The following is a 26,806-nucleotide window of genomic DNA, read 5'->3' as shown; positions in this document are numbered from 1 at the left end:
GTATGTCTACAGCAGTCGTAGAGAGCAAAATACAGGAACTCTGTGAGCAGATAGCTCTTATGCTGAATGTTGATTCTGTCGATGCGGATACTCCCATCGCCGAGCTGGGTGTGGATTCACTCAATATTGTGGAAGTGATATTGATTTGTGAGCAACTCTATCCCGGTGTAATGAGCCCCGAAAATTTGGTGTTTGATGAGCACACCACCCTCGGGGAAATGGATAATCAATTGCTTGAGAATTCAGCTGAGATGTAAATCTCTTGAGGGAGTAGCCCATGTTTAAGAAAGTGCTAACAATTTTAATAAGCAGCCTTTTAATCGGTAATGTCATTGCCTGGTTTTCCGGGGCTGCTCCCATTGATTTCAAAAAAATCGCCTATAGTGATTCTGAAGCTGAGCAATTGAGATTTCTCAAGAGTGAACTAGATCAAAATCAACCCGATCCTGAACTGATGCTTCAGCTGGGGCAGTTGTACAGTTATCACAATGAGATCGAGAGAGCAGGCGATCTATTGGGGAACGCTTTTCAGCAGGACCCCAATAATATGTTGATCAAGGCGGTATATTTCTCTAACGAGGGGAAACTGGCAGGTGCCATGTTTGACCCTGTTATGGGCATCTATAAACTGTATCGTCTACGCCACGCAATGAATCAAGTAGATGAGGCGGCTTCTCAGGCTGACAACGATTTAAACGTTCGTTTGGTTCGTCTGCTGACCTTTTCTTTTGTCGGTGAAATTAGCGGCCATTTTGATCGAGTTTTTGAAGACGAAGACTGGTTTAAGGACTTAATTGACGAAGATCCCCAAGCATTGCCCGCTGAAGTCAAACAGCTGGTGTATCTCGCTCTTGCTAATGCTTATAGGGTTAAGGGACTGGAGAATAGTGCCGAGCTCAACGTCGCTGCCGATTACTACCAAAAGGCCGAAAGGCTTGCTGCCTGCCCCACTACTATGCAGGAAGCGTGTGAGCAGTTAGGTCATTTGCTTGTTACTTTGGGCGAAGCCTGATGCTGGTTGAACTTAGCGGCATTTCCAAGCGCTACAAGATGGGAGACGTCTGGGTTGATGCACTTAAAGACGTCAGCCTTTCATTGGCGAAGGGCGAATTCCTTGCGGTGAAAGGTCCCAGTGGCAGTGGTAAGAGTACATTACTGAATATATTGTCTGCACTTGATCAGTGTGATTCCGGTACTGTTCATGTTGGGGGCATTAATATTGGGCGGTTGGGTGAGCACCAGCGTTCGAAATTCCGTAACCGGCATATTGGTATTGTGTTCCAGTCCTTTAATTTGATTCCAGTACTCTCCGCCCTGGAAAACGTCATGTATCCGTTGACGCTTAGGGGCGTTAAAGAGGCTAAACCAAGAGCTCTGCAGGCGTTGAGGGATGTTGGCCTTGATCAGCAGGCCAACCAAAGACCCACTCAACTATCAGGTGGTCAGATGCAGCGGGTGGCCATCGCTAGGGCCATCGTGACACAACCAGATATTGTGCTAGCTGATGAGCCTACGGCTAACTTAGATTCGAAAACCTCTGAACATATCATGACGCTGATTCAAAAATTGAACAAAGAGCAGGGGGTTACTTTTGTCATTTCAACGCATGATGATTACGTTACGGGGTTAGCCTCCAGAGTGATTACTATTCTGGATGGTGAGCTAGTCAAAGATTCGCAGACAAATATATCACCGTTAGACAGGCACAACAGGGTCGATATTACTGAACTAGAGGTGAAGGTATGAAGCCTTTTGCTCCGCATTTTTTTTTGAAATATTTGATTGTTCTTTTGGTTTTGTCTGGTTCCTTTTCCAAGGTTTGGGGGCAAGAATATGTGGCGCCTACAGAAATTCCATCCGCCAATTCAGAGCGTGTACAGCTTATTGCAGAGTTAGATGGAAATTCTACGCCTCAAGAACGCAAAGTGGCTTATTTGGCTCAGTTGGCCTTGCTAACCTCCAGCAGTGATACCCAGGTTGAAGATATTGAGATCTTAGAAAAAAAACTGACTGAACTCAGGCAATCTTTGGATAGTGACCCGGAGTTAAGTGCGGCTCTGGGATCAGCTATTTCTTTCCGCTCCAGTTTTTATACCGATCAGTTAGCTAAACTTTCCCTATTTTCCCGACGGGGGAATCGGATGATGGATCGAGCGGTAAAGCAGGCTCCCTTTAACTTGGGGGCTAGATTGCAGCGTGGTATCAGTTGCGCAAATATGCCCGCATTTTTGCGTCGGGCTCGTTACGCGGTAGAAGATTTGGAGTTAGTCCAGCAACAAATAGGTAGCAAGTTCGGTGAAGAGTTCCAGGCATTTGTCGAGTTCTATCTTGCGCAGGCTTATAGCCGCAATAAACAGTCAGAGCAGGCTAAAAACCTCTGGACCAAGGTGACACACTCTGAAACAGACTGGGCACAAAAGTCTCTACAGTCACTTGAGAGACTCTCGTTATGATCCTCGGTTGGAAGGTAGCACTGCTTAATATTCTTAGAAATGGGCGGCGTAGTTTAATTACCCTGGCAGCGGTTGTTTTTGGATGTACCAGTCTGATTGTATTCGGTGGCTTTGTTCAGTCAATGTACGACGGCATGCGCGAAAGTATGATCCGCTCACAGTTAGGTCATATCCAGATATATGCGGCCGGTTACAATCAGTACGGCAAGGCTGAGCCGGAAAAATATCAGATCCCTTCAGCCAAACTGGAGCAAATTAGCAATGTAATTGAGAAGCAAACCCAGGCACTGGTCGTGGCGCCACGGTTGAACTTCAATGGTCTTCTCAGTGATGGAAAGCAGTCAATAGCAATAATGGGTATCGGGGTGGATGCGGAGAAAGAGGTATTATTATCCTCCGCAATTCATATTGTCCAAGGTGAAGATCTGTTTCCTGAAGATGCCGCTGCTGCCCACCTGGGCGAAGGACTATTTAATGCGCTCAATGCTGAGGTAGGTGACCATCTAACTTTGCTGGCGAGCACGCAGGATGGAGCGATTAATGCCGTTGACATCCAGATCGCGGGAGTAGTTACCACTGGGGTTAAGGCGTTGGACGATCGTCTATTAAGAGTTAATTTACCTTTAGCTCAGGAGTTACTCTATACCACGGATGTGACTCGGCTGGTCGTTTTGCTGGAAGAAACTGAAATGACCGATATGGCTGCAGAGGATTTGGGAAAAGCCTTCCGTGATCAGAACCTGAATCTGGAATTAAAAAGCTGGTGGGACCTTGCCGGTTACTACCATCAGGTTGTGGGGCTGTTCAATGGTGTGTTTGGCTTTATTACGGTAATCGTCCTGGTGATTGTTGCTTTGAGTATCTCTAACACCATGTTGATGGCTGTAATGGAGCGGACCAGAGAGATTGGAACTATTCGAGCTATGGGGGGCACCCCAACGCAAGTGGTTGGCTTGATCCTATTAGAGTCGGTATTTTTAGGCATCATCGGTAGCCTTTTGGGTTTACTCGCTGGAATTCTGGCCGCAAAAGGTATCACCTATGCAGAATGGATGATGCCCCGTCCACCGGGCAGTACCCAAGATTACCCCATCCGGGTATTTGTTGTTTCAGAAATTTTGATGAAAACCTTTACGCTAGGTTTCTTAATTTCCCTGATTTCGAGTATTTACCCTGCGGTAAAGGCTTCCAGAATACCGGTGGTTAATGCGCTGAGGTTTACCTAATAGCGATGCAAATTGTTTTAAAGATGTTGGGTGTCGTAATGAAAAAAAATCGCTTTGATTTTTTGGTTTTGTTGTTGCTTGCTCTCAGTATGCCGGGAAGAGCCGATGTCACGGCTGAATCTCTGGTGAATCAACTTGATGAGGTTCGGGGTTATAAGGATCAGGGTTTTGCCTTCAATATTACCAATGTCAGTTATAAAAAGGATAAGGAACCCCGCACCAATACCCTCAGTGTTAAAGTTTATAATGACAAGTCTTTGATTCACTTCGAGTCACCCGCTCGTGAGAAGGGCCGGGCAATGCTCAAAGAAGATAGTAATATGTGGCTCTATATTCCCGGAACTCGCCGGGTTATCCGTATAGCGCCATCCCAACGTTTGATTGGGGAAACCAGTAATGGTGATGTTGTAGGTACTAACTTTTCCAGTGATTACAGTGCAAAAATTGTGGGCGAAGAAGCGCTTGAAGGGCAGGAGTACTGGATGTTGGCTTTGACTTCAGTCACCTCTGGGGTGGCCTATGCCAAAGTGAAAGTATGGATGGCTAAGGCCGAGGGTCATCAGCCCCTCAAGAGTGAATTCTATTCCCGCTCAGGCCGTCTCTTGAAAACCGCTTTTTACAAAGAATACAAACGCTACGATGGCAAGTTGAAATTACATAAGCTATTGCTGGTGGATGCCTTAATGCAGGACAACTATACCTGGATGAAATTTGATGGTTACCGACTTGAACAACTGGACCAGGCTATTTTTCAAAAGGCTTCCCTGGGTAAACTGAATTAATAGTAAGAGAAATCATGGCGACTCGCGGTCTGGTTCGGCATAAGCTGTCCATTTTCTTAAAAATATTTCCTATAGCTCCAGTAGTGATTGCTCCAGCAGTGGTTGCTCAGGAGTATGAAGATCCTTTTTTGGATACATCTTCCCAGGTTACTCCATCGGCGGATTCCCTAGGCGATACGCTAGCGAATACTATTTCCTGGGGTTTTGATACTTCTGTAATTGCTTATTATCAGCAGAATAGTGTTAAGAAGGATCAGTACTTTAATCCGGGTAACCTGGTTTTTCTTGCAGATGAGTCCCAGTTGGCGTTAGATTTAAGTGGTCAGCTATCGGCGGGTCCCCACCTTTCGGCTTATACCCGTGTTGCTCTTGTGGAAGATTATCAAGTTGATGACGTTGGTGATACTTCGGATGAGTTTAATATTTACGTATTGGAAGGCTATTTATCCTCCTATACCTCTAGCCGTCGTTTTGGTGTTAATGTTGGGCGCATCAAGCCCCAGTGGAGCAATGGCTACAATTGGTCCCCAGCCAATTTGCTTAAGCCGGTCTATGACCGTCCCAATCTAGATAGCGATGACCTGACCCAGCAGCAGGGATGGGATATGGCTCACCTAGATTTGCGTTATGGAGACTGGAATGTGGGTCTCTACGCTGCAGAAGTGGAAGATACCCTCGACCGAAATCTGGATGGGCCATTCACTGATAGTGACCTGCAGTATGCGATAGTATTGAACCGGGAGGGGGATTTGGATACCCGTTTGGTAATTCACCAGTTGGAAGGTGGAGAGGTTAATGCGGCCTTGGGTTTAAGCACATTAGCTCGCGATAATATTACACTTCGCTTTGAAGGTGCGTGGGAGCAGCAACGGGAACTGCCACTGGCCAGCGATATACAGTACACCAATTTACAGGATCGCGGTTACCTGAAAGCTGTGTTGGGTGCCCAGATGAGTCTAAACGATGGTTGGGATATTACTGCGGAATACCTATACAACGAACATGGATATGAGGCTGAAGAGTGGGATCAGTTGATCGGTCAGGTAGACTTGGCCCAACTCAATCTCATCGAACTAAAATTTTCTCAGCTGGGCTTACAGTCCACGGAAGCTTACACAGCTTTTAACTTCCTGGTTGATAGCTATGATCTGCTTTCGATGGGGCAGTTGCGGCGAGAATATTTGTTTTTTATGTGGGGTAATACCCGTGTAGAGCGTAAGTTTCAGTATCGTCAGAGTGTTCAATACAATGTTGACGATCAGAGTCAATACCACAACCTGGAATTCATCCAAAACTGGACCGAGCATTTTAGTACAAGAGTACAGGCGCAGCTATTTACTGGTTGTGGTAGCTGTGAATTCGGTTTGATTCCGAGTCAAAACCTGTTTCGCTTGAGTTTCTATTACGACTTCTAATAATTTGTGGTTTTCAGTGATGTACAATTTCAAAGAACTAACCACAATTCTCCCTGGGAAGTGGTTTCTCTGCCCTATAAGAAAATAATAAGATCGAAATTTACCGCAGTCTATTGTCTCTCGATTAATAGTTGCCGGTAAGTTGTGTTTCGTATTTTTTTGCGCTGGCAAAATTGCCTGTTTCACGGTGAATAGAGATGAGTCCCTGGAGTATCTCTTCTGAAGCCGGGAACCTTTCCAATCCTTTCTCGAGGACCGCCAGGGCTCGCTTGGAATTTGCGGCGGAGTGAAGGGCAATTGCATATACGTAGATATAGCGGCTGCTGGTATCTTCGGCTTCTGCCGCCTGAAGCAGGAACCGGTTTGCTTCCGAGTGGCGATTCTGTCGTATGAGTGAGAGTCCCAGGGAGTGCTGTATGGCTGCCTTTCCCTCGGACCGGTTCAGAGCCGATCGCAGTAATTTCTCGACCTCTAACTCCCGTCCCTCAGATCGGTATAGATCGGCCAGGTTGATATAGGCGGGAGCGTAGTAGGGTGCTCTTTTGATAGCTTGCCAATAGAAAGCCTCGGCCTGAGTACTATTGCCTCTCTGTCGGTGCAGCCCTCCAAGATTGGCTAAAGACTCCGGCCGGTCGCTATTAAACAGCTCCGAGGCTATATAGTCCTGCAGGGCCAGGGAAAACTGCTTCTGCACAGAAACTGGATAGCGATCCATAGGTATTGAAACCAGGGCATTGGCGGCAAGCGAGCGGGTTACGCGTTCTCGTTCAAACAATAGGGGTATACCCAGAGCCGGACGTATTTGAGTAGGTATCCTATCCAGCGACTGGGCCAGAGCCAGGCTGAGCAGGGGCTCATCGCCCTGGGCAATGGCCTGAAGCAGCTGCGCAGAGCCGCGGGATAGATACCGAGGCAGCAGACTCACGGCGGTTGCCCTGGCGATTGCCGGTTGAGTGGGATCTGAAATCAGCGCACTGAGTTTCTCCTCAGCGTTGATTGCGCCAGAAAGTCCCGCGTGTAGTGCTTCACCGTAGTGCTCCAGGTCTGGGGGACCAAACGCTTTGTGTAGGACCTCAGCGGCCCACTGGTTGGTCTTGCCCTGGTGGCAACTGGTGCAGGCATTCGGCGTCTGTATTTTGTTGGAGAGATCGGGCCTTGGGATTCGAAAGCTGTGATCTCGACGGCTGTCCACCTGCATATAGTTTTTCGCCGGCATATGGCAATTGACACATTTTGCGCCGGGGCTATCACTCGGGTGGAGGTGATGACTGCTTTGCGCAAACTTCTCCGGGAGGTGGCATTGGGCACAGGCACTATCCCCGCTATTAACTAGCTGCAGCCCGTGCGGATCATGACAATTACTACAGGTAACGCCTGCGGCGTACATTTTGCTTTGCAAAAATGAACCATAGACATAGACCTCTTCATTGATTTGACCATCGACGTGATAAAGCGGTGGCTGTAGCAGGGCGGGATTAAAGTGGTCGAGAAACTGGTTCCCTGCCTCTGCGCCAGGTAGGAAAGTAGTGCGCCTGGAGTGGCATTGTGCACAGGTCTGTAATTCCTGGGATACCTGTGTCTTTCCGTTCCGGGCAATACCACTTTCAATGTCCATCTTCCAGTTGATCGAACTGACTCGATGCAGCGCAAGTGTAAAGCCAAAATTTTCCAGATCGGACTGTTTATCTTCGGCCCACTGGAGATGTTTTGAGGCGGGTCCATGACAGGATTCACAAGCGACATTGATTTCGGACCAACTGGTATCGAAAGTATCGGTATTTAGGTCATAATTTTTTTGCAAGTTGGTGGAGTGGCAATCGGCGCACATAAAGTTCCAGTTCTGGTTGATGCTGCTCCAGTGCAGGGGATCTGTGTGTTTAACACTTGCACTGGGGTAAAGGTGGAACCAGCGCTGCCCTCCCACCGATTTTGCGCGATTATCCCAGGCAATACTCAGCGCCTGAAGTCGCCCACCTGGAAATTGAATCAGGTATTGCTGCAGTGGTTCCACACCAAAGGTATAGGCGATGGGGAATTCTTTTAGACTGCCGTCTAGGGTGTCAGTTTGGACGTAATAGTTTCCACCTTTTTTATAGAACGAAGAGGTAATGCCCTCATAAGTGAATGTTGCTTGATTAAAGTTGCCAAGCACGCTGCGTTCGTCTGCCTTGTTCATCGCCAATGCATGGTGAGATTTTTGCCAGGCAGAGTTTTCCTTTTGATGACAGGTGCGGCAAGAGCTTGAGCCCGCATAAGCTGGTAGTAAGTCAGGTAGTGAATTTAACGGGTTAATCTTTGCTGTGGGAGGATCGATATTGTTTCGTGTATTTACTCCCACTGTTGTACCTCTGTCTGCTCCGCAGGCAGCGAAGAGAAACGCAGCAAAGGGGATACACAGGCGGGAAAGATAGCTGGCTATATTTATCATAATTCTTGCGCAGTTCTGATTTGTCCATATTGGCTCGGATTTGCACAGCCAAGATTAGTTCATACGACGCCAAAGGGTGGATCGCAAATTGCGAGGAGCACAAAATTTGATGGGTAAGATCAAGCAAGTTTTGTTTGTTTTAAGTGCATTTATACTGGTTAACGTTTCTATTGCTCAGGAGCAGAATGGTGAGACGCTGGCTACCTGGAATAACAGTGCAGCAAAGTCTGCCATTGTCAATTTCGTCGATAGGGTTACTCAAAGAGATAGCCCTGATTATGTACCCCCTGAACAGCGGATTGCCGTTTTCGATAACGACGGCACACTATGGGCGGAAAAACCCGCCTATTTTCAATTGCTATTTGCCAAGGATGAGGTCACGCGGTTAGCGCCAGAGCATCCAGAGTGGAAGACAGAGCAACCTTTTGCGGCAATCCTGAATGAGGATATGGTGAGTTTATTGGCACAGGGTAAAGGCGGAATTGAGAAAATGATTGGTGCCACTCATGCGAATATGACTAGGGAGGAGTTTAACCGGGTTGTCACTTCCTGGCTCAACACGGCGAGGAATCCGCTGACGGGAAAGCACTACCGCGACATGATTTACCAGCCAATGGGGGAACTGCTGAATTACTTGCGAGCTAAGGGCTTTAAAACTTTTATTGTTTCCGGTGGTGGCACGGATTTTATACGGGTGTTTTCCGAGAGCCTGTATGGTATCCCACCAGAGCAAGTGATCGGCAGCCGCCTTAAGGCGCGCTATGAGAATGATGATGGACATCCTCGTGTAATCGCGACCGATGAAGTTGAATTTGTAAATGATAAGGAGGGCAAACCCATTGGTATCAGCCAGGCAATTGGCCGCCGTCCAATTTTTGCCGTGGGTAACTCCGATGGTGATCTGCAGATGTTGGAGTGGACCACCGCTGGTAAAGGTCCACGTTTTGGTATGCTGATTCACCATACCGATGCCAAAAGAGAGTGGGCATACGATCGTAAATCCAGAGTAGGGCATCTGGATAAGGCACTAAAAGCCGCTAAATACCATAACTGGACTGTGGTGGATATGGCCAAAGACTGGAGTGTGGTTTTCCCGCCGGCCAAAAGAACGACTTCGAAGCGAGGGGCACAAAATTAGCTATTACCAGATTAATTCTGCAATTTTAGCGGGTATTTCACTTTGTGGAATCGTGACATCCACTATTAAAGCAGACTTGGCTAGTCTTGCTATATCGTCCCTCAAAGGAAAGTGTACCCAGGATTTTTTGGCGTCAATAAAGGGGGACACTCCACAGGTTGGACAAACGAAATTTGTCTCGACTTGAGTTAGTCAGCGAGTGCAAAGCAATTTATGAGGCCCGTCATGTTTTCTCTCCCCCTGCTGTCTCGTCGAGTGGCTGTAGTTATTGGTCTGTTGTGCATTCTTCAGTGGCAAGTCTATGCACAGTCGCAACCGCAACCGCAACCGCAACCGCAACCGCAACCGCAACCGCAACCGCAACCGCAACCGCAGGAGCAGCAACAAGAGCCGCCGCAGACTCAGGAACAGTTGCCGACACAGCGGCAGCTTGAGGGGCCATCTGAGGAACTTCCCCAGTCGCAGTCCCAGCAACATCAAATGCCGGAAAAGCCCAATATTTTGGTGATTTGGGGCGATGATATTGGCATCTGGAATATCAGTTTTAACAGCCGTGGCATGATGGGTTATACCACCCCAAATATTGATCGGCTGGCGGTCGAGGGGTTGTCATTTACCGATTACTACGGCCAGCAGTCCTGTACCGCTGGTCGCGCAGCATTCTTGGCTGGTAATGTGCCGGTACGTACTGGAATGACCAAGGTAGGGCTACCAGGGGCCAAGGAGGGCTGGCAGGAGAGCGATGCAACGATCGCCACGGTGATGAAGAGCCTGGGCTACGTCACCGGACAGTTTGGTAAGAATCATCAGGGCGACCGGGATGAACACTTGCCCACTAATCACGGTTTTGATGAGTTCTTCGGTAACCTCTACCACCTGAATGCAGAAGAAGAGCCAGAAAATCGCGACTACCCCAAAGATCCAGAGTTCCGTAAAAAATTTGGCCCACGTGGGGTTATTAAGTCTTTTGCTGGAGGCACAATCGAAGATACGGGGCCGCTGACCAAAAAGCGTATGGAAACCATTGACGATGAAACACTTGCCGCGGCCATCGATTTTATCGAACGTGCGCACCAAGCCGGTAAACCATTTTTTGTTTGGTGGAATGCCACCCGAATGCACTTTCGTACCCATGTGCGGGAAGAACACAAAAATCTGGCTGGTCCCGACAGTAATGAGTATATGGACGGTATGGTGGAGCACGATATCCTGGTAGGTAAGTTGTTAAGCCTGCTGGATCGTCTGCAAATTGCAGACAACACAATCGTATTCTACTCAACAGATAACGGCCCTCACTTCAATACCTGGCCCGATGCTGCCACAACACCCTTCCGCAGTGAAAAGAATTCAAATTGGGAGGGGGCTTACCGTGTGCCAGCTTTTGTACGCTGGCCCGGAAAATTTCCCGCCGGCACCACATTAACTGGCATCGCCTCACATGAGGACTGGCTGCCCACTCTGGCTGCTGCCGGGGGAAACCCGAATATCAAAGAGCAATTAAAACGGGGGGTAGAGTTAATTGGTAGGAAGTATCGCAACTATGTGGATGGCTACAATATGCTGGATTACTTCACCGGAAAGTCAAAGCTGTCCCCGCGCAAAGAGTTTATCTATGTCAATGATGATGGTCAGATCGTAGCCATGCGCTATGAGCCTTGGAAGGCAATTTTCCTGGAGAATCGGGGCCAGGGATTTGAGGTCTGGCGTGAGCCCTTTACAGAATTGCGTGTTCCCCTACTATTTAATTTGCGTCGGGATCCCTTCGAAAAAGCACAGCATAACTCAAACACATATGACGATTGGTTTATTGACCGGGCTTTTGTATTGGTACCTATGCAGCATCTCGCTGCAAAATTTTTGCAAACCATGCAGGAATACCCACCTAGCCAGGTGCCGGGTTCTTTTAACCTGGAAAAAGTACAGAAACAGTTGGAGGCAGGTGCGGGAGGTAGCAATTGAGAAATTTGAGAGAGCACGAGTAAAATCATTAGCGTGGGAATTGTGGGCTAAGACATGAAAAATTCATATTGCGCTGTCAACCGACCGTATTGAGGAAACGGTAGAAGACTACAGCGCTTGTATGAAGTGCAGAGCTTGCTCCCAGGCGCTCTCAGGTAGTTGGGTTGGAAGATCCTGATGCTGCCGCCTCCACGAAAGAAAAGGACGTCATCGGTATTATTTGGGAGCACTTTAATGCTCAGCTACAAGTGGATGAAATCAATAATGCTTGGGGTAGTGCGAACTATGATCCAGATTAGTGATTGCTTGCAGTAATCGGCTTATAGTTTTTTTAGATTTCAATAATTCAAAATAATTGTATGATCTTTAGCCTTCAAAGAAGATTGTATTTAAGGCATGGTTCTGTAGATATGTCTTAACCTTTTCGTAAGTTTAATTATAGTGTGTGAGTGGCGGTTAAGGCTCAAGCTGAAGATTTTTGCAAGGCAGTGCATGTCTATGGAAATTATTAAAAATTAAGATCGTCCTGCCAGTTAATGCCGGTATCACTCAGTTATTGCATGGATATATCGAATAATTATGCGTCTTATAACATCTCTATATCTTGCTTGGCGGCCTTGTGAAATAAATGCTCGAAATGTCTTCATTGATGATTTAATCGGAATCTATGTCCACCCAAACTAGGAATGTTTTTATGATCAAAGCCATAGATATTGGCATACCCAATGCCCTTGGGTTCAGTATATCTGGAGAAATTACGGAGAGCGATGTCTCTGAAGCTCTGATTAAGGCGAAGTCTCTTGGTGAGCATTTCGGAAATATCACTATTTATGAGGAGGTTGAATCTTTTCAAGGACTGGAAATCTCGGCGTTGACAAAAAAGTTCAAGTATTTGTTGGATGTGGGAGTTTCGAATATTTCTGCAGCAGCAATTTTAACTGATAAAAAGTGGTTGCAAAAAATTGTTCGATTGGAGGATAAAATCTTTCGCAATATCGATATAAGGTGTTTCTCACTGGAACAGCGTGAAGAAGCTATCCATTTTCTTGAGCAGTATGCGCCGAATGGCTCTGATTAGCACCAATGACGTAACAATGGAATTATTGTGCGTTTTGTGGTTCAAACCAATGATATCTAAGGCGGAAGGCGCTACTCTTGACTTTCAGGCTGATGAGGAATCAACTGCTACAAGTGCTCTCAGGTGACTGTCAGATTACGAATAAATTAATAATGAGGATATACCGAGGTTATTATGGTCGTTGAACAAATTTTAGGCTTCGATTTGGTGGGGCTTCGCACAAGAACAAAAAACGAAGATGAAGCGAATCCAGCAACGGCACAAATTGCTCCGCTGTGGGCGAGGTTTAGCGCAGAAGCAGTACCAAACTTTCGGGGTACTCCCCAGGTCTATGGGGTGTATACCAACTACGAAACAGATTATAGCGGGATGTTTGATGTGTATGCTTGCTCGGATCTGCTCTCAACAGATATGTCCGAGGACTTCCAATCAGTGCATATCCGGGAAGGAAAGTACTTAGTATTTTCTGCGGAGGGAGAAATGCCACAAGCTGTTATCGATTTGTGGGGTGAGGTGTGGAACTACTTTTCTGCACCGGAGTGCCCTCACGAACGTGCTTACACGACAGACTTTGAGCACTATATGGGGCCAAATAAAATAACAGTGTCTATTTCTATCAAATAGCCCGCTAAACAAGTTCTGTTTAGCGGGGAATCTCTGGATAAATCTGTGGCTACTTTAAAAGTCGCGATACGGTGTATCTTGATACTGACCTGCTAGGGAGTATTGGTTAGAAGACCTGGGGGTCCCCTCTATCTCACCGGGGCTCCTTTCACTCAATCGCTGAACCGTTTGGCATAATATCGGGCTTGTCAATATGGACATGTGACTTGCCAAAATAGACAGAAAGGTCCATGCGCCTGCTGTCCAAATTTTGTTGAGCTGAACTAGTTACTGTTTTGAGACGCTGTATGTCGATGGTGTGTGTCTGCTGATTGGCTTTTCCTATCTCGACATTTTTTTCTAATTGCTCACCACCCATTTTTCGCCTTTTCTCAGGAACTGTACGGCGTGGAAGCTAATGTTGGCGGGTGTAGATTCTTCAACTTGTAGGTCCCTGGGTGACTTTGTTGGTGAGAATTCCTACAAGCCCATTTCTGTACCTCTAGCGGGAACAGCGACGAAAATGCAGCTAGCATAGGTGGATAGCATTAATCAGGGCTTGCCGGAGAAGAGGGTAGGTCTTGTTATATCGCAAAACACTAGATAGTCTTTATTCCCCCCTGGACTGGCAGGTTTGCGCAATTTTCTGACTCAATTTGGTTGATTTAGTCAGGCTGAAAATTCCTTGCGCAATATATCTCGTCCACTGTATCGGATTAATAGCAGGTCTATGAGTAACAACGAAAAGCGCCCATTGTACATTCCCCATGCCGGCCCCTCCTTACTGGAAATGCCATTGTTGAATAAAGGCAGTGCATTCACTCTGGAGGAGAGGCTTGAGTTCAATTTGGCGGGCCTTCTGCCAAACAATGTCGAGACCATTGAGGAGCAGGCTCGGCGCGCCTATTACCAGTTTCAGCAATGTAAGACTGGACTGGAGCAACATATTTATTTGCGGGGTATCCAGGACGATAACGAAACCCTATTCTTTTATCTGATCGAGCACCACATTGATGAAATGTTGCCGATCATTTATACCCCCACCGTGGGGGCCGCCTGCGAAGAATTCTCCAGTATCTACCGCAATCACCGCGGCTTGTTTATTTCCTACCCAGATCGCGAGCATATGGACGACATATTGCGCAGCGCCACCAAAGAAAACGTTAAGGTGATCGTGGTTACCGATGGTGAGCGTATCTTGGGGCTTGGGGATCAGGGCATTGGCGGTATGGGGATTCCCATCGGTAAGTTATCCCTGTACACCGCCTGTGGTGGTATCAGCCCAGCCTACACACTGCCGATTACCCTGGATGTGGGCACAAACAATCGCACTCTTTTGGGGGATCCCATGTATATGGGTTGGCGCCATGAGCGTATCTCCCAGGAAGAGTATGACGAATTCCTGGAGCAGTTTATTGAAGCGGTGCAGCGCCGCTGGCCCAAGGTATTGGTGCAGTTTGAAGACTTTGCCCAGACCAATGCCATGCCGTTGTTACAGCGCTACCGGGATCGGCTCTGCTGTTTTAATGACGACATTCAGGGAACGGCTGCTGTCACTCTGGGTACTCTTCTGGCCGCCTGCAAAACCTGGCAGGAGCCACTTACGGCCCAGCGAGTTGTGATTGTTGGTGCCGGCTCCGCCGGTTGTGGTATTGCCGAGCAGGTGGTGACCGCCATGGTGCAAGCGGGGCTGAGCGATAAGGAGGCCCGCGCACGTATTTTCATGTTTGACCGTTACGGATTAGTCACCTCGGACATGAAGGGGTTGCACGACTTTCAGGCCGCCTTGGCTCAGGCCCCGGATATTTTTGAGAGTGTTGCAGAATCGAACTTGGAGAGCCTGATTGGCCAGGCTAAACCGAGTATTCTTATCGGTGTATCCGGCCAGGGTGGACTGTTTACTCAGGCTGTAATCGAGTCGCTACAGAAAGGTCACGAGCGCCCATTGGTAATGCCGCTATCGAACCCCACCTCGCGCGCGGAAGCGACCCCGGCAGAAATCTTGACCTGGACCAAGGGGGAAGCGCTAGTCGCTACTGGCAGCCCCTTTGCTGCAGTGGATATCGATGGCCACCATCACGCCGTGGCCCAGTGCAATAATGTCTATATCTTCCCTGGCATTGGACTTGGCGTTATCGCTGCTAATGCCACCCGGGTGACGGAGGGAATGTTGATGGCCGCCTCCAATGCCCTGGCGGAACAGGCGCCGGTGGTCAAAGAAGGGGTGGGCGCACTTCTGCCAGATCTCAACGATATCCGCGAAGTGAGCCAACAGATCGCACGTGCCGTAGCTGCTCAGGCACAACTTGATGGGGTGGCACCCAAGGTAAGCCATGAGCAGCTGGAGAAATCCTTAAAGCGCAATTTCTGGCAAGCGAACTACCGCAGCTACCGCCGTCGCTCTTTCTGATTTTCGTTTTCTACGGTATCTATATCTATACCTATACCGGGGCGCGATTAGGCCCCGGTTTTTTTCAGGCCAGCTGCTCGCCGGAGTAGAAAACTTCAGGTTGGCGCAGTACTAGGTAATCCTTCCAGTGAAAGCCGCTGCTTAAAAACTCGGTGGCGGCTTTGGCTCCCGATACAAACAAGTGCTCGCAGTGCTCCCCGGGCATGGCGAAATCCAGCCAATGCGGGCGCTTGCCGCTTGCCATGGGCTCAATGGCGATCTCCTTCACCAATGCATGGTATTCCGCATTGAGGCTGGCGCGCACATGGTTATCCAGCATGTTGCGGCAGGTATTGATCAGTCCCATCGTAAAACGGCCCATCCCGTTGGATTTGGGCTGATAGTGGTCCACCTCCAGTTTGATGCCAAACGTAGGCAACTTTGGCGTGCCGCCGGGCTTGTGGAAAATATCGAAGGGAAAATTAGATACCAGGCCACCATCCACAAACTCTACCTCCTGAGGAAACCCATTTTTGAAAAAGCGCTCGGGGTCGCCGATCCCTTTAATGATGCGCCAATTTTCGACTATAGAGTGGCACTGGTTCAGTTGGGGAATATTTTTTACCGTGTAGGGCTTGAAAAAGCCCGGCACTGACATGGAGGCCCGCACATACTCCGCGGGATTGACGCTGTCGGGGTCGGCGAAATAAAGTGGCGCTTTGGCTGGAAACACCGCACGGGTCTCCGTGGTAATGTCTGCGGCCACCAGTGCCACTTCAGCAGCGCCCACCTGCGGGTCGGGCTCACCCTGGTAAAGTAGTGTGGGAAATTGGTTGATACGTCGATACAGCTGCGCAGTATTGGCGATACCCAGTTGACGCAACTCTTCCTGAAGCCAGCGGGTGAAGGTGTCTCCCGGGTTCAAGCCTTTGTCACGTAAAAGTTGCCTGCAGGTACGCAGGGAGTCAAATGGATGTAGTGCCAGGTTGGTAAATACCCCCCGGCCTTTGAGGAGGCGCTGCACCGTTTTGCGCGCATAAAGCTCACCATCTTCAAAGCTGGCAAAGTCCGCCTTGGCCATAATTTCCAGGAGCTTCTCGCTTTTGCATGAGCCTGGGGTTCCGGCGGCGGCCAGGAAAAGTGCATTGATGGCCCCTGCGGAAGTACCCGCAACTTTGCGAAAGCGAATGCCAGCCTTCTCAAGGATATAGGTGTAGCCCACCAGGGCAATGCCAAGCATGCCACCGCCTTCCATTACCAGATCCACATACTGGAGCCCATCGGCATCCTGTACATCGCTAAAGGATTTACCTTCGATCGATTTCCGCGAATTTTGCCAAAGGGTATCCGCTTGGGAGATAGCACTGGTCACCCACGCTGTTTTACTCATTTGATCTTTCCCTGAAGTGGCGGTCGATTCCATACGAAAGTTAAAAATATTATCGGTTAAAAGAGTGGGGCAGGGGATCACCCAGAATCAAATTCGCCATAGTATCCAGCTTGTTTTTCGTGCCTTCCCACTTGGGCATCACTTGATTCATTAAACGGTAAAATCGCTCGCTGTGGTTGTGTTCGGCGATATGGCAGAGCTCGTGCAAAATCACATAGTCGATACACTGGCGCGGAGCTTTTACCAGATGGGGGTTGAGGGTGATACGCCCCTGGGGGGAGCAGCTGCCCCATTGGGTTTTCATGCTGAGGGTGCGCAGGGGTGGACGCCCGGAGACCCATAGGGTCTGCTCCAATAGCGCATCCAGGCGGCGGTGAAAAATTTCTTTGGCGCGCACCTTGTACCATTCGGCCAAAAGCAGGCGCACTCTTTCGGGATCTTTTTTACGCACGGATACTTCCAGCTTGCCGCGCAGTAATTTCACCTGCTGTTGGGTGTCTTCAGACTCAATGACTTTCAGCAGATATTGCTTGCCCAGATAGAAGTGGCTCTCGCCACTGATATATTGCCGTGGCGTTAAATATTCCAGCGCTTTGCGGAAATCCCTCAGCTGCTGGTAAATCCAGCGCCCGCGTTTTTTTACCGCTTTTAATACCGCATCGTTATCGATAGGTTCGGGTGCGCTGACCACTACACGGCAGTCGGGGTGCACTTTGATCAGCACTCGCCCATTGGCCTGGGAGCGGGGCTGGCATTCAAAAGTGATGCGCTCATCCCCATAGGCAAAGCTCAGTTGCCGGGAGTTGGGGTTATTTTGGGGGGAAGTAAAAGGCACATTCATGCCGGGATTAGTCTCCGCTTAAACCAACGCGGGTGATCTGTAGGATCATCTCCACCATTTTCTTGGCCTGCACCATACCACTGCCGATGGATTTACACTCCATAAATAATTTGGGCATCAATTTTTTATGGATATCCTTCTCAATATTTTGCGGGCTGATGGAGTGTTCCATTACGGACTGGGTAACCATTGTGTCGATCTCGAAGGCCAGTTTGATCCACTTATCCTGTACCTGGCTATCGCCAACTGCGAAAACCTCCGGCAGGCTTTTCTTGAATACACCAAAATAGGCCTGGGCATGACGGTTATCGGCAAAGGCATTGGGGATTTCATCCAGGTTGCGGGCTTTTACCTGGGCTTCCAGCGCTTCGAACAGTAAGTACTGCTTGTGTGGGTGATCGAACAGTTTTTCCGCCGCCTCAATCGCTTGCAGCAGTAACTTGGAAAAGGCTTCCTGGGCATAGGGGTCGTCGCGCAACTCCTGTTCGATCATACGGGTTACGCGGGTTTTAATAATATCGGTTTCGTTGCGGGTTTTGTCCTCCCCCCAATCTTCAGGCCGCTCCGCCTTGCCCATTTTATTGACTTCGTATTTACCCTCGGGCTCTAAGATTTCTACCCCCACCACATGCTTATCCAACAGGTTTTTTACCTGGGCTGCGTATTGGTCATAGTCCACAGAGATTCCGGTTTGCTGTAGCGCCCACTGGCGTAGTTTGGCGAACTCTTTAACCGTCTGTTTATAGTGCTGGCGATCACTATCGCTAAAAGTTTTGTCTTCGAAAAAGGTGGCGGATTGCAGGGCTACTTTCAGGCAGGTGGTGAAGTGGGTGAGTGCCTCGTAGAAGTCCTCGCGCACTTTTAGGTTTATATCGACCAATTCACCATTGCGCTGTTCAATTTTGGGCACTATCACCTGACGCAGTTGCTCGGTGTCCTGCTTATTTTTTACGCCGGCGAAAATGCCCCAAAGGTTTTTATACAGCAGGGGCAGGCGCTTGTACTCGCTGCTCATGGGGCTGTAGAGCCCAGTGATATCGTCGATGTCGTAGCCGCCCTGGGTGCGTGCGGCCAGATCCTGGTATTTCTGCATGGTGGTATCCAGCTCTGCCAGGATGCCCCGGTAATCGATCAGCAGGCCGAACTTTTTATCCGGGTGCAGGCGGTTGACCCGCGCGATCGCCTGGATCAGGTTGTGTTCCTTGAGCGGCTTATCGATATACAGCACGGTATTCTTGGGCTCATCGAACCCGGTCAGCAGCTTGTCTACCACAATCAGCAGTTTCAGGGAGTCATCTTTATCGAAGCGCTCAATCACTCCCTGGGTATAGCGCTGTTCATTTTGCGAGCCCACATTGTCCTTCCACCACTTCACCACTTCAGGCATGGAGGACTCATCTACCGCCTCGTTGCCCTCGCGGGTATCCGGTGCACTGATCACTACCGCCGACTCAAATTTCTGCGCTTCTGGCCAGTGCTGCTGGGCCTCGTCCAGGTATTTTTTGTATTGGATGGCGGCGGCCTTGCTGTCACAGGCCAACTGGCCTTTTAAGCCCGCATCGATATTTTTCACAAAATGGGTGGCGATATCGGTGGCAATCAGACGAATGCGATCGTCTGCAGTGTAAATCTCTCCCTTGCGGGCAAACTTGCGTTTTAAATCCGCCTGCTGCTCCTCGCTTAACCCCACTGTAATGCGCTCAAACCAGCGGTCAATTGCGCGCTCGTTAACATTTAGGTCCGGGATACGCTCTTCGTACAGCAGTGGGGTTACGGTGCGATCCTCCACCGCCCGCTGCATGGTATAGGCATGGACTATGGGGCCGAATTTATTGGTGGTTTTGTCGTCTTTCAGCAGGGGCGTGCCGGTAAAGGCCACAAAGGCGGCATTGGGCAGGGCCTGGCGCATACGGATATGGTTTTCGCCGCCCTGGCTGCGGTGGCCCTCGTCGATCAGCACAATCAAGTCGGCACTGTCGTTGCAACACTCCGGCAGGGCAGTGGCGCCGGTAAATTTATGCACCAGCGAGAAGATAATGCGCTCATTGCCGCTGCCAATCTGCTGGGCCAAACGCTTGCCGGAAGTAGCCATCGCCGCTTCCTTATCTTTCTTGCCCGCCAGTTCTCCACCGCTGGCAAAGGTATTGCTGAGCTGGCGCTCCAGATCCACCCGGTCGGTGACAATAATCAGGCGACTCTGTTTGAGACTCGGCTGGAAGATCAGCGCCTTGCTTAAAAACACCATGGTGAAGGATTTACCGGAGCCGGTGGTATGCCAGATAACGCCGCCCTCCCGCGCACCATCATTGCCGCGTTGGGCAATGCGCTCCAAGAGCCGTTTGATGCCGAATACCTGCTGGTAGCGGGCGACGATTTTGCCGGCCTTTTTATCGAACAGGGTGAAGTAACGGACCATCTCCAGCAGTCGCTGGGGCGATAGCAAGCTGATTAGCATCCGATCCTGGCCGCCCAGGGCCAGTTCGCCGCCGGCGATCAGGGTCTGGTACCAGTCCAGGTCCGCCGGGGAGCGCTGTTGAAACAGGGTTTGGATTTGTTCGCTGGAAAGGGGGCGGTTTTTGATCGCCAGCATTTCCCCATCGGCGATATCTTCCTCGCGCCAGGCCGCCCAGAATTTTGCCGGCGTGTTACAGGTGCCGTAGCGGCCCTCAGCGCCGTTGACCGACAATAACAGTTGGCTGTAGGCGAACAGTTGCGGAATTTCATCGTGGCGCTGGTTGCGCAGACTCTGGGAAATGCCCTCGTCGATAGAGGGACCTTTCTTGCCATCCGGGCGCTTGGCCTCGACCACCACCAAGGGAATACCATTGACAAAACACACCATATCCGGGCGGCGGCTCTCTACGCCGCTGGCGCGGGTTACGCTGAATTCCTCGGTAAAGGCAAAGTGATTGTTGTCGATGGTGTGCCAGTCGATCAGGGCAATGGTGGGGGTGGCTTTTTTGCCATCGACAAACTCGGTCACCGAAATGCCGTAGAGCAGATGGTTGTACAGCTCTTCGTTGGCCGCAATCAGCCCTTTATTGAGCGCCGGGCTGCACACTATGCCGATCAGGTGGTCGATGGATTTTTGTGAGAACGGCTGCTCTTTACCGGCGAAATGGAAGGTCCGTTTGCCCAGCTCCCGGCGCAGTACTTCGGTGAGTACCACCTGGTCCTGGCGCCCTCTGCGGGCTTGGTTGGCCTCGGCGGGTGGTAAAAACGACCAACCCAGATTGCATAACAGGGCCAGGGCGGGGATCTTTGCGGCGTATTCTTCTTGGAATTTTGGTACTGCTGTGTAATCCATTTCCACGGTAATGCCTATCTCCAAAGGGAAATCCGTTTTTATTGGGATAAAAGTGTCTCTGTTTCCGGGCTGTGGAGCAAGTGGAAAGGGGCTATTGCCCAGCTCGCTGCTTGCGAGGCTGTGCCGCAAGCGGCGTTGGTTCGAGCACTGTGAGGTTGGAAGCTGATGGTTAGCCGTTGCTTTGCTGGCTGGTGGTTTTGGGGTTGGGGAGTCCCTGGTAGGGGTATTGCACTGGGTAGCGGAGTGCTTATCTCACTGCTGGATTATTGGCCTTGTGAGTATTGCACCGCGCCAAGAAGTGAGAAAGGCACTCCTTGGGCGGGGCTGTAATTAGCGTGTGGATATTATCCAGTCGCTAAAGCTAGTGCCTATTAAATTGAGACACCCATATTGCCTTCAGTACCGATACAATATCCAAATATTTCATGGAAAAAGAGGCTTTTACATTCAAAATTGGAGGCGATATGGAAAGTGTCATTCGGGAATTTGGGATCGTGAAGTCCCAGGTTGTGCTCGGTTCCCACGCAGTAGATATCATTTCTTGGGTCACCGGGCCTAAAGGCAATCCAATCCAGTTTCCAGCCGCCGAGATCACCCTGATCATCCCACTTGCCGTCAATGGGGTTCCATTGACCTACATTACCGTCGGCGCCTACACACCACATTACTCCAAAGTTATCGAAGGCAATCATTTTTAGGGGCCAGGGCTTTTTAATCTCCGGTTCCTCCCAGGCTCCAGTGGTGGTATTCCACTTGGCAAGATTACCTTTAGTCCCAACGCTCCACATGGCATTTGACTTATCAAATGCAATCATCTTGGAATCCCAGGATTGGTTGTACTCTTTTTTGTCAACGAGGCCAAAAGTTCTTGAATTCCACTTTCCGATATTATTCGAAGTGCCCACACACCACAGGTTATCTTCTCTATCAAAAGTGACCATATTTAAATGCCACGTTGAGAGGAATCCTCTGTCTTTAAATTGCATTTCCATGGTTATTCTCCTTTGGGTTTTGGGATCAGGGTTTTCTGATGCTTCGGGGTACCAAAATATGAAGGCTTAAAATGAATGCACTGGATAATTAATCAATAAGCCAGCTGGAGCCTTGGTGTCATTTTGTTGACAATTTTCAGGCAAGAAGAATGTGCAGCCTTTTGAAAGGGAAAGTTTTTATATGCGCTTAGCACTTTCCAGCAAAGACTGATACTGTGCTGGCTTATTTATTTTCCATTCGCTGGGTGCTATCTATCCAGTGGCGGCTATTGCTGCAAAAAGTGAGATGGAGGCTTTTTTGCAGGCTATATTTCTGCCCACGAAAGAGCTGGGTTTAAAATAGAGCTAGCCTCTCGGCTTGATAAAAACCTCCTAATCAGTTGTTGCAAGCGATCTTAAAGCAAAGGTCTGTTATTTAATATCCTCCTTCGTTAAAAGGGCGGGGATTCCTACCGGTGGTTGGCGCCATTTTGGAAGTGGTCTGCCAACTCAAAGTAATTTAGAGGAATTAAATAATTGCGAGTCAGTTGGGTCGGCATTAATAGGTTGTCGCCGTGGCGCGTGTATCAATTAATTTGATCTTGCGGGGAGGGTGTCGTGAATTTTTTGGTTGGAGCGGCAGCCACGGAATTGTCAACAATAGATTTGCCCCAGCGATGGGTTTTTAAAAGTTGGCATTTGGGCGATGTGTTTTCGCCGATTAGGAAAGGAGCAGTTGCTGGAAAGAGGAAGGGAAAGAATACGCTGAGCCCGGACCCTATAGGTATCGATTGGGCGCTTCTAAGATGTGTTCACAGGACATCTGAAGTACAGCGTATTCTGTTCAGCGGGATAGAGTTCTCTATTTTATGCGGGGCCGTGTATTGCCGCTATCAATGCAAACAGCAGCGTTTAAACTTTTTACCGCTGCCACAGGGGCAGGGGTCATTGCGGCCGGTTTTGGGGTCTGCTCGGTGAGGGGTTGGCGACAGTTCCGGGGCCCGTTGTTGCAGCCAGTGACGGTGCAGGGCGCGGGCGGCGGGTTCTATTTGGCTGACGCTGTGCTGATGCTCCGTATCGGTGAGGGTGCCGAGGTGATCGAAGTGTTCCTCGCGGCCGTGTAGGGCGATGGCTTGTAGCTGGGTATCCAGTTCTGCGGGCAGGTTGGGCCACTGGCCCAGGTCGACGCCGCGCATATAGCCGAAGCACCATTCCTCGACGATGGCGAAGGGAGCTTCGCCCTCTTGCTCGGTGATACGAAATAGGGCGCTGAACTCTGCGGGGGTTTCCACCAGCATCATGGCATTGCTGTTCATCAGCTGGAACAGCAGCGCGGTAAAGCGCTGCATCTCCTCCTCGCTCTGCCACTCCGGCTCATTGCCGGGGCCGCCCCAGAGGGCGGAGAACCAGCGGCTGGGGGGAATCATTTCCGGGCCGGACACCAGGGCGGTGAGAAAACCGTCCAGTTCGCAGATATCCAGCACCGAATCGTCGTTGCCGTATTTGAGCAGCACGTCCTCAATAAATTCCAGATCGGCTTCACTGATGGGTGTATCGAGATCGAGGGTTTCGCTAAATGTCATTGGGCTTCCTCTACCTGGACCCGGCGCTTGCCGGTGAGCAGCTGCTGCATCAGGGCTTTTTTCTCCTGCTTTAGGCAGTCGAGTTTTTGTTGCAGGGTTTCGATTTCCCGGTCGGCGCTGGATAGGGTTGCGGCGATTTTTTGCTGTTCTTCTGGGGATGAGGGTAAGGATAATTTTAGACCTTTCAGATAATCTGTAGTTACCCTTTTTTGCCCCGCAGATCCTTGCATGTTAGCTTCTCCGCGAATTCTAAATTCAGATGTATTTGTTATGTAGTATATGTACTTCGAGCTAATGCCTTGCTTCGCTCTTAGGATGTGAAATTCAGTACTACCGAAGCCGACGGAATTTTTTAGGCCCTCTGCATATGCTCCTTTTCCATTTTCAAAGCATGGTGTAATTTTTGCCACAATCACATCGTGATCAATGAATGATGTGAACCCCTTGCTAACGTCTATATATTTCCTTTCTTCTTGTCGCTTGATTTTGGCATCTTCAGATACAGAGTCCATTGCAATAAAAGATACTAAACCATCGGAAGGTTCATCAGCCTTTCTGGGGTTTAAGTCGCAAATTTCAGATAATTTCTTTAATTTCCACTCCCCACTAAACCGAACCCCATTCTTATCCCGCAGGCGCTTTTTGCCGGTCAGCAGTTGCTGCATCAGGGCCTTTTTCTGCTGGCGGCTGTTGGCGAGCAGTTTTTCGCTGGTGTCGATGGCCTTATCCCAGGTGGATAGGATTTGGGCGATCTTTTTTTGTTCGGGGATTGGAGGGGTAGGGATTGGGTATTCCTTTACCATTTGAACATTAAGATTCTGAACGCCTCCCCCAGCGAATTGATCTCTTGTGGCTAAATATCGATAGTAATTAGTGTTTAGTAATAGTTTTGCAAAATTACTGTGCAATTCTTTTTTGCATTTAATAAGTGTTAGGCTTACATAGACGCTGAATTCAAAATCTATATCAATAAGAGCGGCCTCTCCGATACCAGCTCCTACACGAGTTAAAAGTACGTCACCTTTTTCGGGCTTAGTATTTTTAGTTAATTTTCTGTGAAGCTCCAAGGGTATGTACTGGAAAAAATTTAGAGAAAGTCGCTCATTTTGGACATTTCTTGCCGACAAGAACGGTATCCCTACTGATGAATCTACATATTCTGGAGTTGCTGCAACACCACAAGTTATTTTTGCTACATCTCCAAATTTAGTTAGTTTCCAGTGTTTTGGGATTGTTTCAAAATAGTTAGATTTCATTTTAAAAACCCAACTCCTGCAAATACTGCTCCATTTCCCCTTCCAGCTCGCTTAACTGCGCTTTCAGCTGCTGCCGCTCGGCGCGCACTGCCAGCAGGTCGATCTCCTCTTCCTCTTCGAAGGTATCCACATAGCGGGGGATATTCAGGTTGTAGTCGTTTTCCTGAATTTCCTTGTGGCTGGCCACATAGGCGTATTTGTCCAGATCGGCGCCCTGGCGGTAGGTGGCCACTACCTTGTCGATATTGTCCTGGGTGAGCAGGTTCTGGTTTTTGCCCGCTTTAAATTCCCGCGAGGCATCGATAAACATCACGCTGTCGTCCTGCTTGTCGCGGGCGAAGATCAGGATGGCGGCGGGGATGCCGGTGCCGTAGAAGAGTTTTTCCGGCAGGCCGATCACGGCGTCCAGCAGGTTTTCCTCAATCAGCTGCTTGCGGATCTTGCCCTCGGCAGAGCCCCGGAACAGCACGCCGTGGGGCACCACCACGCCCATACGCCCGCTCTTGGGGTTGAGGGTTTCGATCATATGCAGGATAAAGGCGTAGTCCCCCTTGGTTTTTGGCGGCACGCCGCGCTGAAAGCGGCCGAAGGGGTCGTTGCCCGCTTCGTCGTGGCCCCATTTGTCTAGGGAGAAGGGCGGGTTGGCGGTGACGATATCGAACAGGTCCAGGTTGCCGTTTTTGTCCAGCAGCTTGGGATTGCGAATGGTATCGCCCCATTCGATTTTGTGGTTGTCCTCGCCGTGCAGGAACATATTCATCTTGGCCAGAGACCAGGTGGAGCCGATGGCTTCCTGGCCGTAGAGTTCGTACTGTTTGCTGTTGTGGTGTTCCCGCACCTTGCGCCCGCATTTCATCAGCAGGGAGGCGGAGCCGCACGTAGGATCGCAGATGCGGTCGCCGGGGCGGGGGTCGAGCAGTTCGGCGATCAGCTCGGACACTTCCGGTGGGGTGTAGAACTCGCCGGCCTTTTGGCCGCCGCTGGCGGCGAAGTTCTTGATCAGGTATTCGTAGCCGTTGCCGATCACATCCAGGTTGCCCACGCGGCTGGGGCGCAGGTTCAGCTCGGTTTTGGCAAAGTCTTCCAGCAGGTGGCGCAGAATGGTGTTCTTCTGCTTTTCCTCACCCAGCTTGTCGGTATTGAAGGTAAGGTCCTGGAACACGCTCTTGCCGGCGTCTTTGAGCTTGGTGCCGTTGGCCTCTTCGATGGCGTGCAGGGCCTGATCGATGCGCTCGCCATTGCCGGGCTCGTGGCGGTGTTCGTACAGGGTGTAGAAGCTGGCACTCTGCGGCAGGACAAAGCGCTCGCTCTTCATCATCTCTTCGATCAGCTCCGGCTCGTCGCCGTAGGCTTCCGCGTAGTCGTCGTAGTGGTCCTGCCACACATCGGAGATGTACTTGAGGAACAGCATGGTGAGGATAAAGTCTTTGTAGGTATCGGCGCTGATGGTGCCGCGAAAGGTGTCGCAGGCATTCCAAAGGGCTTTGTTGATACTGTCCTGGCTGATTTGTTCGGCGGCGCTATTGCTGCTCATGGGATGCTTTTTGTCCTTTGTGTACTGCTGGGGCGCTGTGGCCCAATCGAATTCGGTTTGCGCTGGCATTGCTACAGGTGTTGTCGCTTGGATGCTGTCTGTCTGTTTTTGGGCAATGGCGCACATTATACCCTTGGTTCCACGCTTTAACTGCTCGCTAAGGGTTACCGGGTATTGGGTTGGGTGGTGGAGTGCACTCCAGTGCGCCGCGGTGATTCATTGTTCGCCGGGCCTCAACCCATCCGGCGCACTTGCTGGAGATTGGGGGCTGCTCTATAAGTCCCGTTCTATAAGGTGAAGCCAGCGCGGGATGTCGTACTGCCCCTGGATTGCTCTGCCCTGGTTTGGTCGTGAATGGTGGCGATGGTGATTTAGCTGCCAGGAGACGTCAAGGGTATTTGGGTGTGCGGTTAGTGCGGGCCCGTCAGCAACAATGGGTGGCTCTGCGCGGAA

The 26,806-nt window shown here is 49.9% G+C and carries 22 protein-coding genes; 13 read left to right on the top strand and 9 right to left on the bottom strand.

What is annotated here, in order from left to right:
• Positions 1-2: 2 nt before the first annotated feature.
• From ACCI51_RS09615 to ACCI51_RS09585, 7 genes are read left to right on the top strand one after another with little or no spacing between them, the layout of a single operon-like run.
• Entirely contained in the window at positions 3-257 is a 255-nt protein-coding gene (locus ACCI51_RS09615) for an acyl carrier protein (RefSeq protein WP_299587634.1), read from the top strand.
• A 20-nt stretch (positions 258-277) separates the two neighbouring features.
• Positions 278-1,012 (top strand): hypothetical protein, encoded by a 735-nt coding sequence (locus ACCI51_RS09610; protein WP_371843415.1) that lies wholly within the window; start codon positions 278-280, stop codon positions 1,010-1,012.
• Positions 1,012-1,746, top strand: coding sequence for an ABC transporter ATP-binding protein (locus ACCI51_RS09605; protein WP_299587640.1), 735 nt, complete (start codon positions 1,012-1,014; stop codon positions 1,744-1,746). The genes ACCI51_RS09610 and ACCI51_RS09605 overlap by 1 nt, the downstream gene beginning before the upstream one ends.
• Positions 1,743-2,453, top strand: coding sequence for a hypothetical protein (locus tag ACCI51_RS09600; protein ID WP_299587643.1), 711 nt, complete (start codon positions 1,743-1,745; stop codon positions 2,451-2,453). The genes ACCI51_RS09605 and ACCI51_RS09600 overlap by 4 nt, the downstream gene beginning before the upstream one ends.
• A complete protein-coding gene (locus ACCI51_RS09595; RefSeq protein ID WP_299587646.1) occupies positions 2,450-3,679 on the top strand; it encodes an ABC transporter permease in 1,230 nt (409 codons plus the stop codon). The genes ACCI51_RS09600 and ACCI51_RS09595 overlap by 4 nt, the downstream gene beginning before the upstream one ends.
• 38 nt (positions 3,680-3,717) lie before the next feature.
• A complete protein-coding gene (locus ACCI51_RS09590) occupies positions 3,718-4,461 on the top strand; it encodes an outer membrane lipoprotein-sorting protein (protein WP_299587649.1) in 744 nt (247 codons plus the stop codon).
• A 14-nt stretch (positions 4,462-4,475) separates the two neighbouring features.
• On the top strand, positions 4,476-5,876 hold the full coding sequence (locus ACCI51_RS09585) for a hypothetical protein (RefSeq protein WP_371843414.1): 1,401 nt from the start codon (positions 4,476-4,478) through the stop codon (positions 5,874-5,876).
• 124 nt (positions 5,877-6,000) lie between these two features.
• On the opposite strand, the gene ACCI51_RS09580 is transcribed toward ACCI51_RS09585, so the two are convergent.
• Positions 6,001-8,304 (bottom strand): multiheme c-type cytochrome, encoded by a 2,304-nt coding sequence (locus ACCI51_RS09580; protein WP_371843413.1) that lies wholly within the window; start codon positions 8,302-8,304, stop codon positions 6,001-6,003.
• Positions 8,305-8,413: 109 nt separating this feature from the next.
• Here ACCI51_RS09580 and ACCI51_RS09575 point away from each other — a divergent pair, with 109 nt between their 5' ends.
• The 5 genes from ACCI51_RS09575 (at position 8,414) to ACCI51_RS09555 (ending at position 13,103) form a co-directional block, all read left to right on the top strand.
• Entirely contained in the window at positions 8,414-9,442 is a 1,029-nt protein-coding gene (locus ACCI51_RS09575; protein ID WP_371843412.1) for an HAD family hydrolase, read from the top strand.
• Positions 9,443-9,922: 480 nt separating this feature from the next.
• On the top strand, positions 9,923-11,401 hold the full coding sequence (locus ACCI51_RS09570) for an arylsulfatase (protein WP_371843492.1): 1,479 nt from the start codon (positions 9,923-9,925) through the stop codon (positions 11,399-11,401).
• Between the two features lie 164 nt (positions 11,402-11,565).
• On the top strand, positions 11,566-11,700 hold the full coding sequence (locus ACCI51_RS09565; protein ID WP_371843411.1) for a hypothetical protein: 135 nt from the start codon (positions 11,566-11,568) through the stop codon (positions 11,698-11,700).
• Positions 11,701-12,095: 395 nt separating this feature from the next.
• Positions 12,096-12,479 (top strand): SpoIIAA family protein, encoded by a 384-nt coding sequence (locus ACCI51_RS09560; protein WP_371843410.1) that lies wholly within the window; start codon positions 12,096-12,098, stop codon positions 12,477-12,479.
• Between the two features lie 174 nt (positions 12,480-12,653).
• Positions 12,654-13,103 (top strand): GyrI-like domain-containing protein, encoded by a 450-nt coding sequence (locus tag ACCI51_RS09555; protein ID WP_299587895.1) that lies wholly within the window; start codon positions 12,654-12,656, stop codon positions 13,101-13,103.
• Between the two features lie 148 nt (positions 13,104-13,251).
• On the opposite strand, the gene ACCI51_RS09550 is transcribed toward ACCI51_RS09555, so the two are convergent.
• Positions 13,252-13,461, bottom strand: coding sequence for a hypothetical protein (locus tag ACCI51_RS09550; RefSeq protein ID WP_371843409.1), 210 nt, complete (start codon positions 13,459-13,461; stop codon positions 13,252-13,254).
• Between the two features lie 351 nt (positions 13,462-13,812).
• Here ACCI51_RS09550 and ACCI51_RS09545 point away from each other — a divergent pair, with 351 nt between their 5' ends.
• Positions 13,813-15,492 carry an NAD-dependent malic enzyme gene (locus ACCI51_RS09545; RefSeq protein ID WP_299587891.1) on the top strand — a complete coding sequence of 560 codons (1,680 nt, stop codon included), beginning with the start codon at positions 13,813-13,815 and terminating at the stop codon, positions 15,490-15,492.
• A gap of 64 nt (positions 15,493-15,556) precedes the next feature.
• On the opposite strand, the gene ACCI51_RS09540 is transcribed toward ACCI51_RS09545, so the two are convergent.
• The 7 genes from ACCI51_RS09540 to ACCI51_RS09510 form a co-directional block, all read right to left on the bottom strand.
• Positions 15,557-16,861 (bottom strand): patatin-like phospholipase family protein, encoded by a 1,305-nt coding sequence (locus ACCI51_RS09540; protein WP_371843408.1) that lies wholly within the window; start codon positions 16,859-16,861, stop codon positions 15,557-15,559.
• Positions 16,862-16,910: 49 nt separating this feature from the next.
• Positions 16,911-17,702, bottom strand: coding sequence for a M48 family metallopeptidase (locus ACCI51_RS09535; protein ID WP_371843407.1), 792 nt, complete (start codon positions 17,700-17,702; stop codon positions 16,911-16,913).
• A 7-nt stretch (positions 17,703-17,709) separates the two neighbouring features.
• A complete protein-coding gene (locus ACCI51_RS09530) occupies positions 17,710-21,033 on the bottom strand; it encodes a type I restriction endonuclease subunit R (RefSeq protein WP_371843406.1) in 3,324 nt (1,107 codons plus the stop codon).
• A gap of 347 nt (positions 21,034-21,380) precedes the next feature.
• The gene (locus ACCI51_RS09525; RefSeq protein ID WP_143731529.1) at positions 21,381-22,001 is read right to left on the bottom strand and encodes an NHL repeat-containing protein; all 621 of its coding nucleotides are present in this window, start codon (positions 21,999-22,001) and stop codon (positions 21,381-21,383) included.
• A gap of 872 nt (positions 22,002-22,873) precedes the next feature.
• Positions 22,874-23,563, bottom strand: coding sequence for a YecA/YgfB family protein (locus ACCI51_RS09520; protein WP_371843405.1), 690 nt, complete (start codon positions 23,561-23,563; stop codon positions 22,874-22,876).
• Entirely contained in the window at positions 23,560-24,819 is a 1,260-nt protein-coding gene (locus ACCI51_RS09515) for a restriction endonuclease subunit S (protein WP_371843404.1), read from the bottom strand. The genes ACCI51_RS09520 and ACCI51_RS09515 overlap by 4 nt, the downstream gene beginning before the upstream one ends.
• Position 24,820: 1 nt before the next feature.
• Positions 24,821-26,353 carry a type I restriction-modification system subunit M gene (locus tag ACCI51_RS09510; RefSeq protein WP_371843403.1) on the bottom strand — a complete coding sequence of 511 codons (1,533 nt, stop codon included), beginning with the start codon at positions 26,351-26,353 and terminating at the stop codon, positions 24,821-24,823.
• Between the last annotated feature and the right edge of the window lie 453 nt (positions 26,354-26,806).

The sequence above is a fragment of the Microbulbifer echini genome, assembly GCF_041447225.1.
Taxonomy (GTDB): domain Bacteria; phylum Pseudomonadota; class Gammaproteobacteria; order Pseudomonadales; family Cellvibrionaceae; genus Microbulbifer; species Microbulbifer echini.
This window is presented reverse-complemented; position numbering and strand designations above follow the sequence as displayed.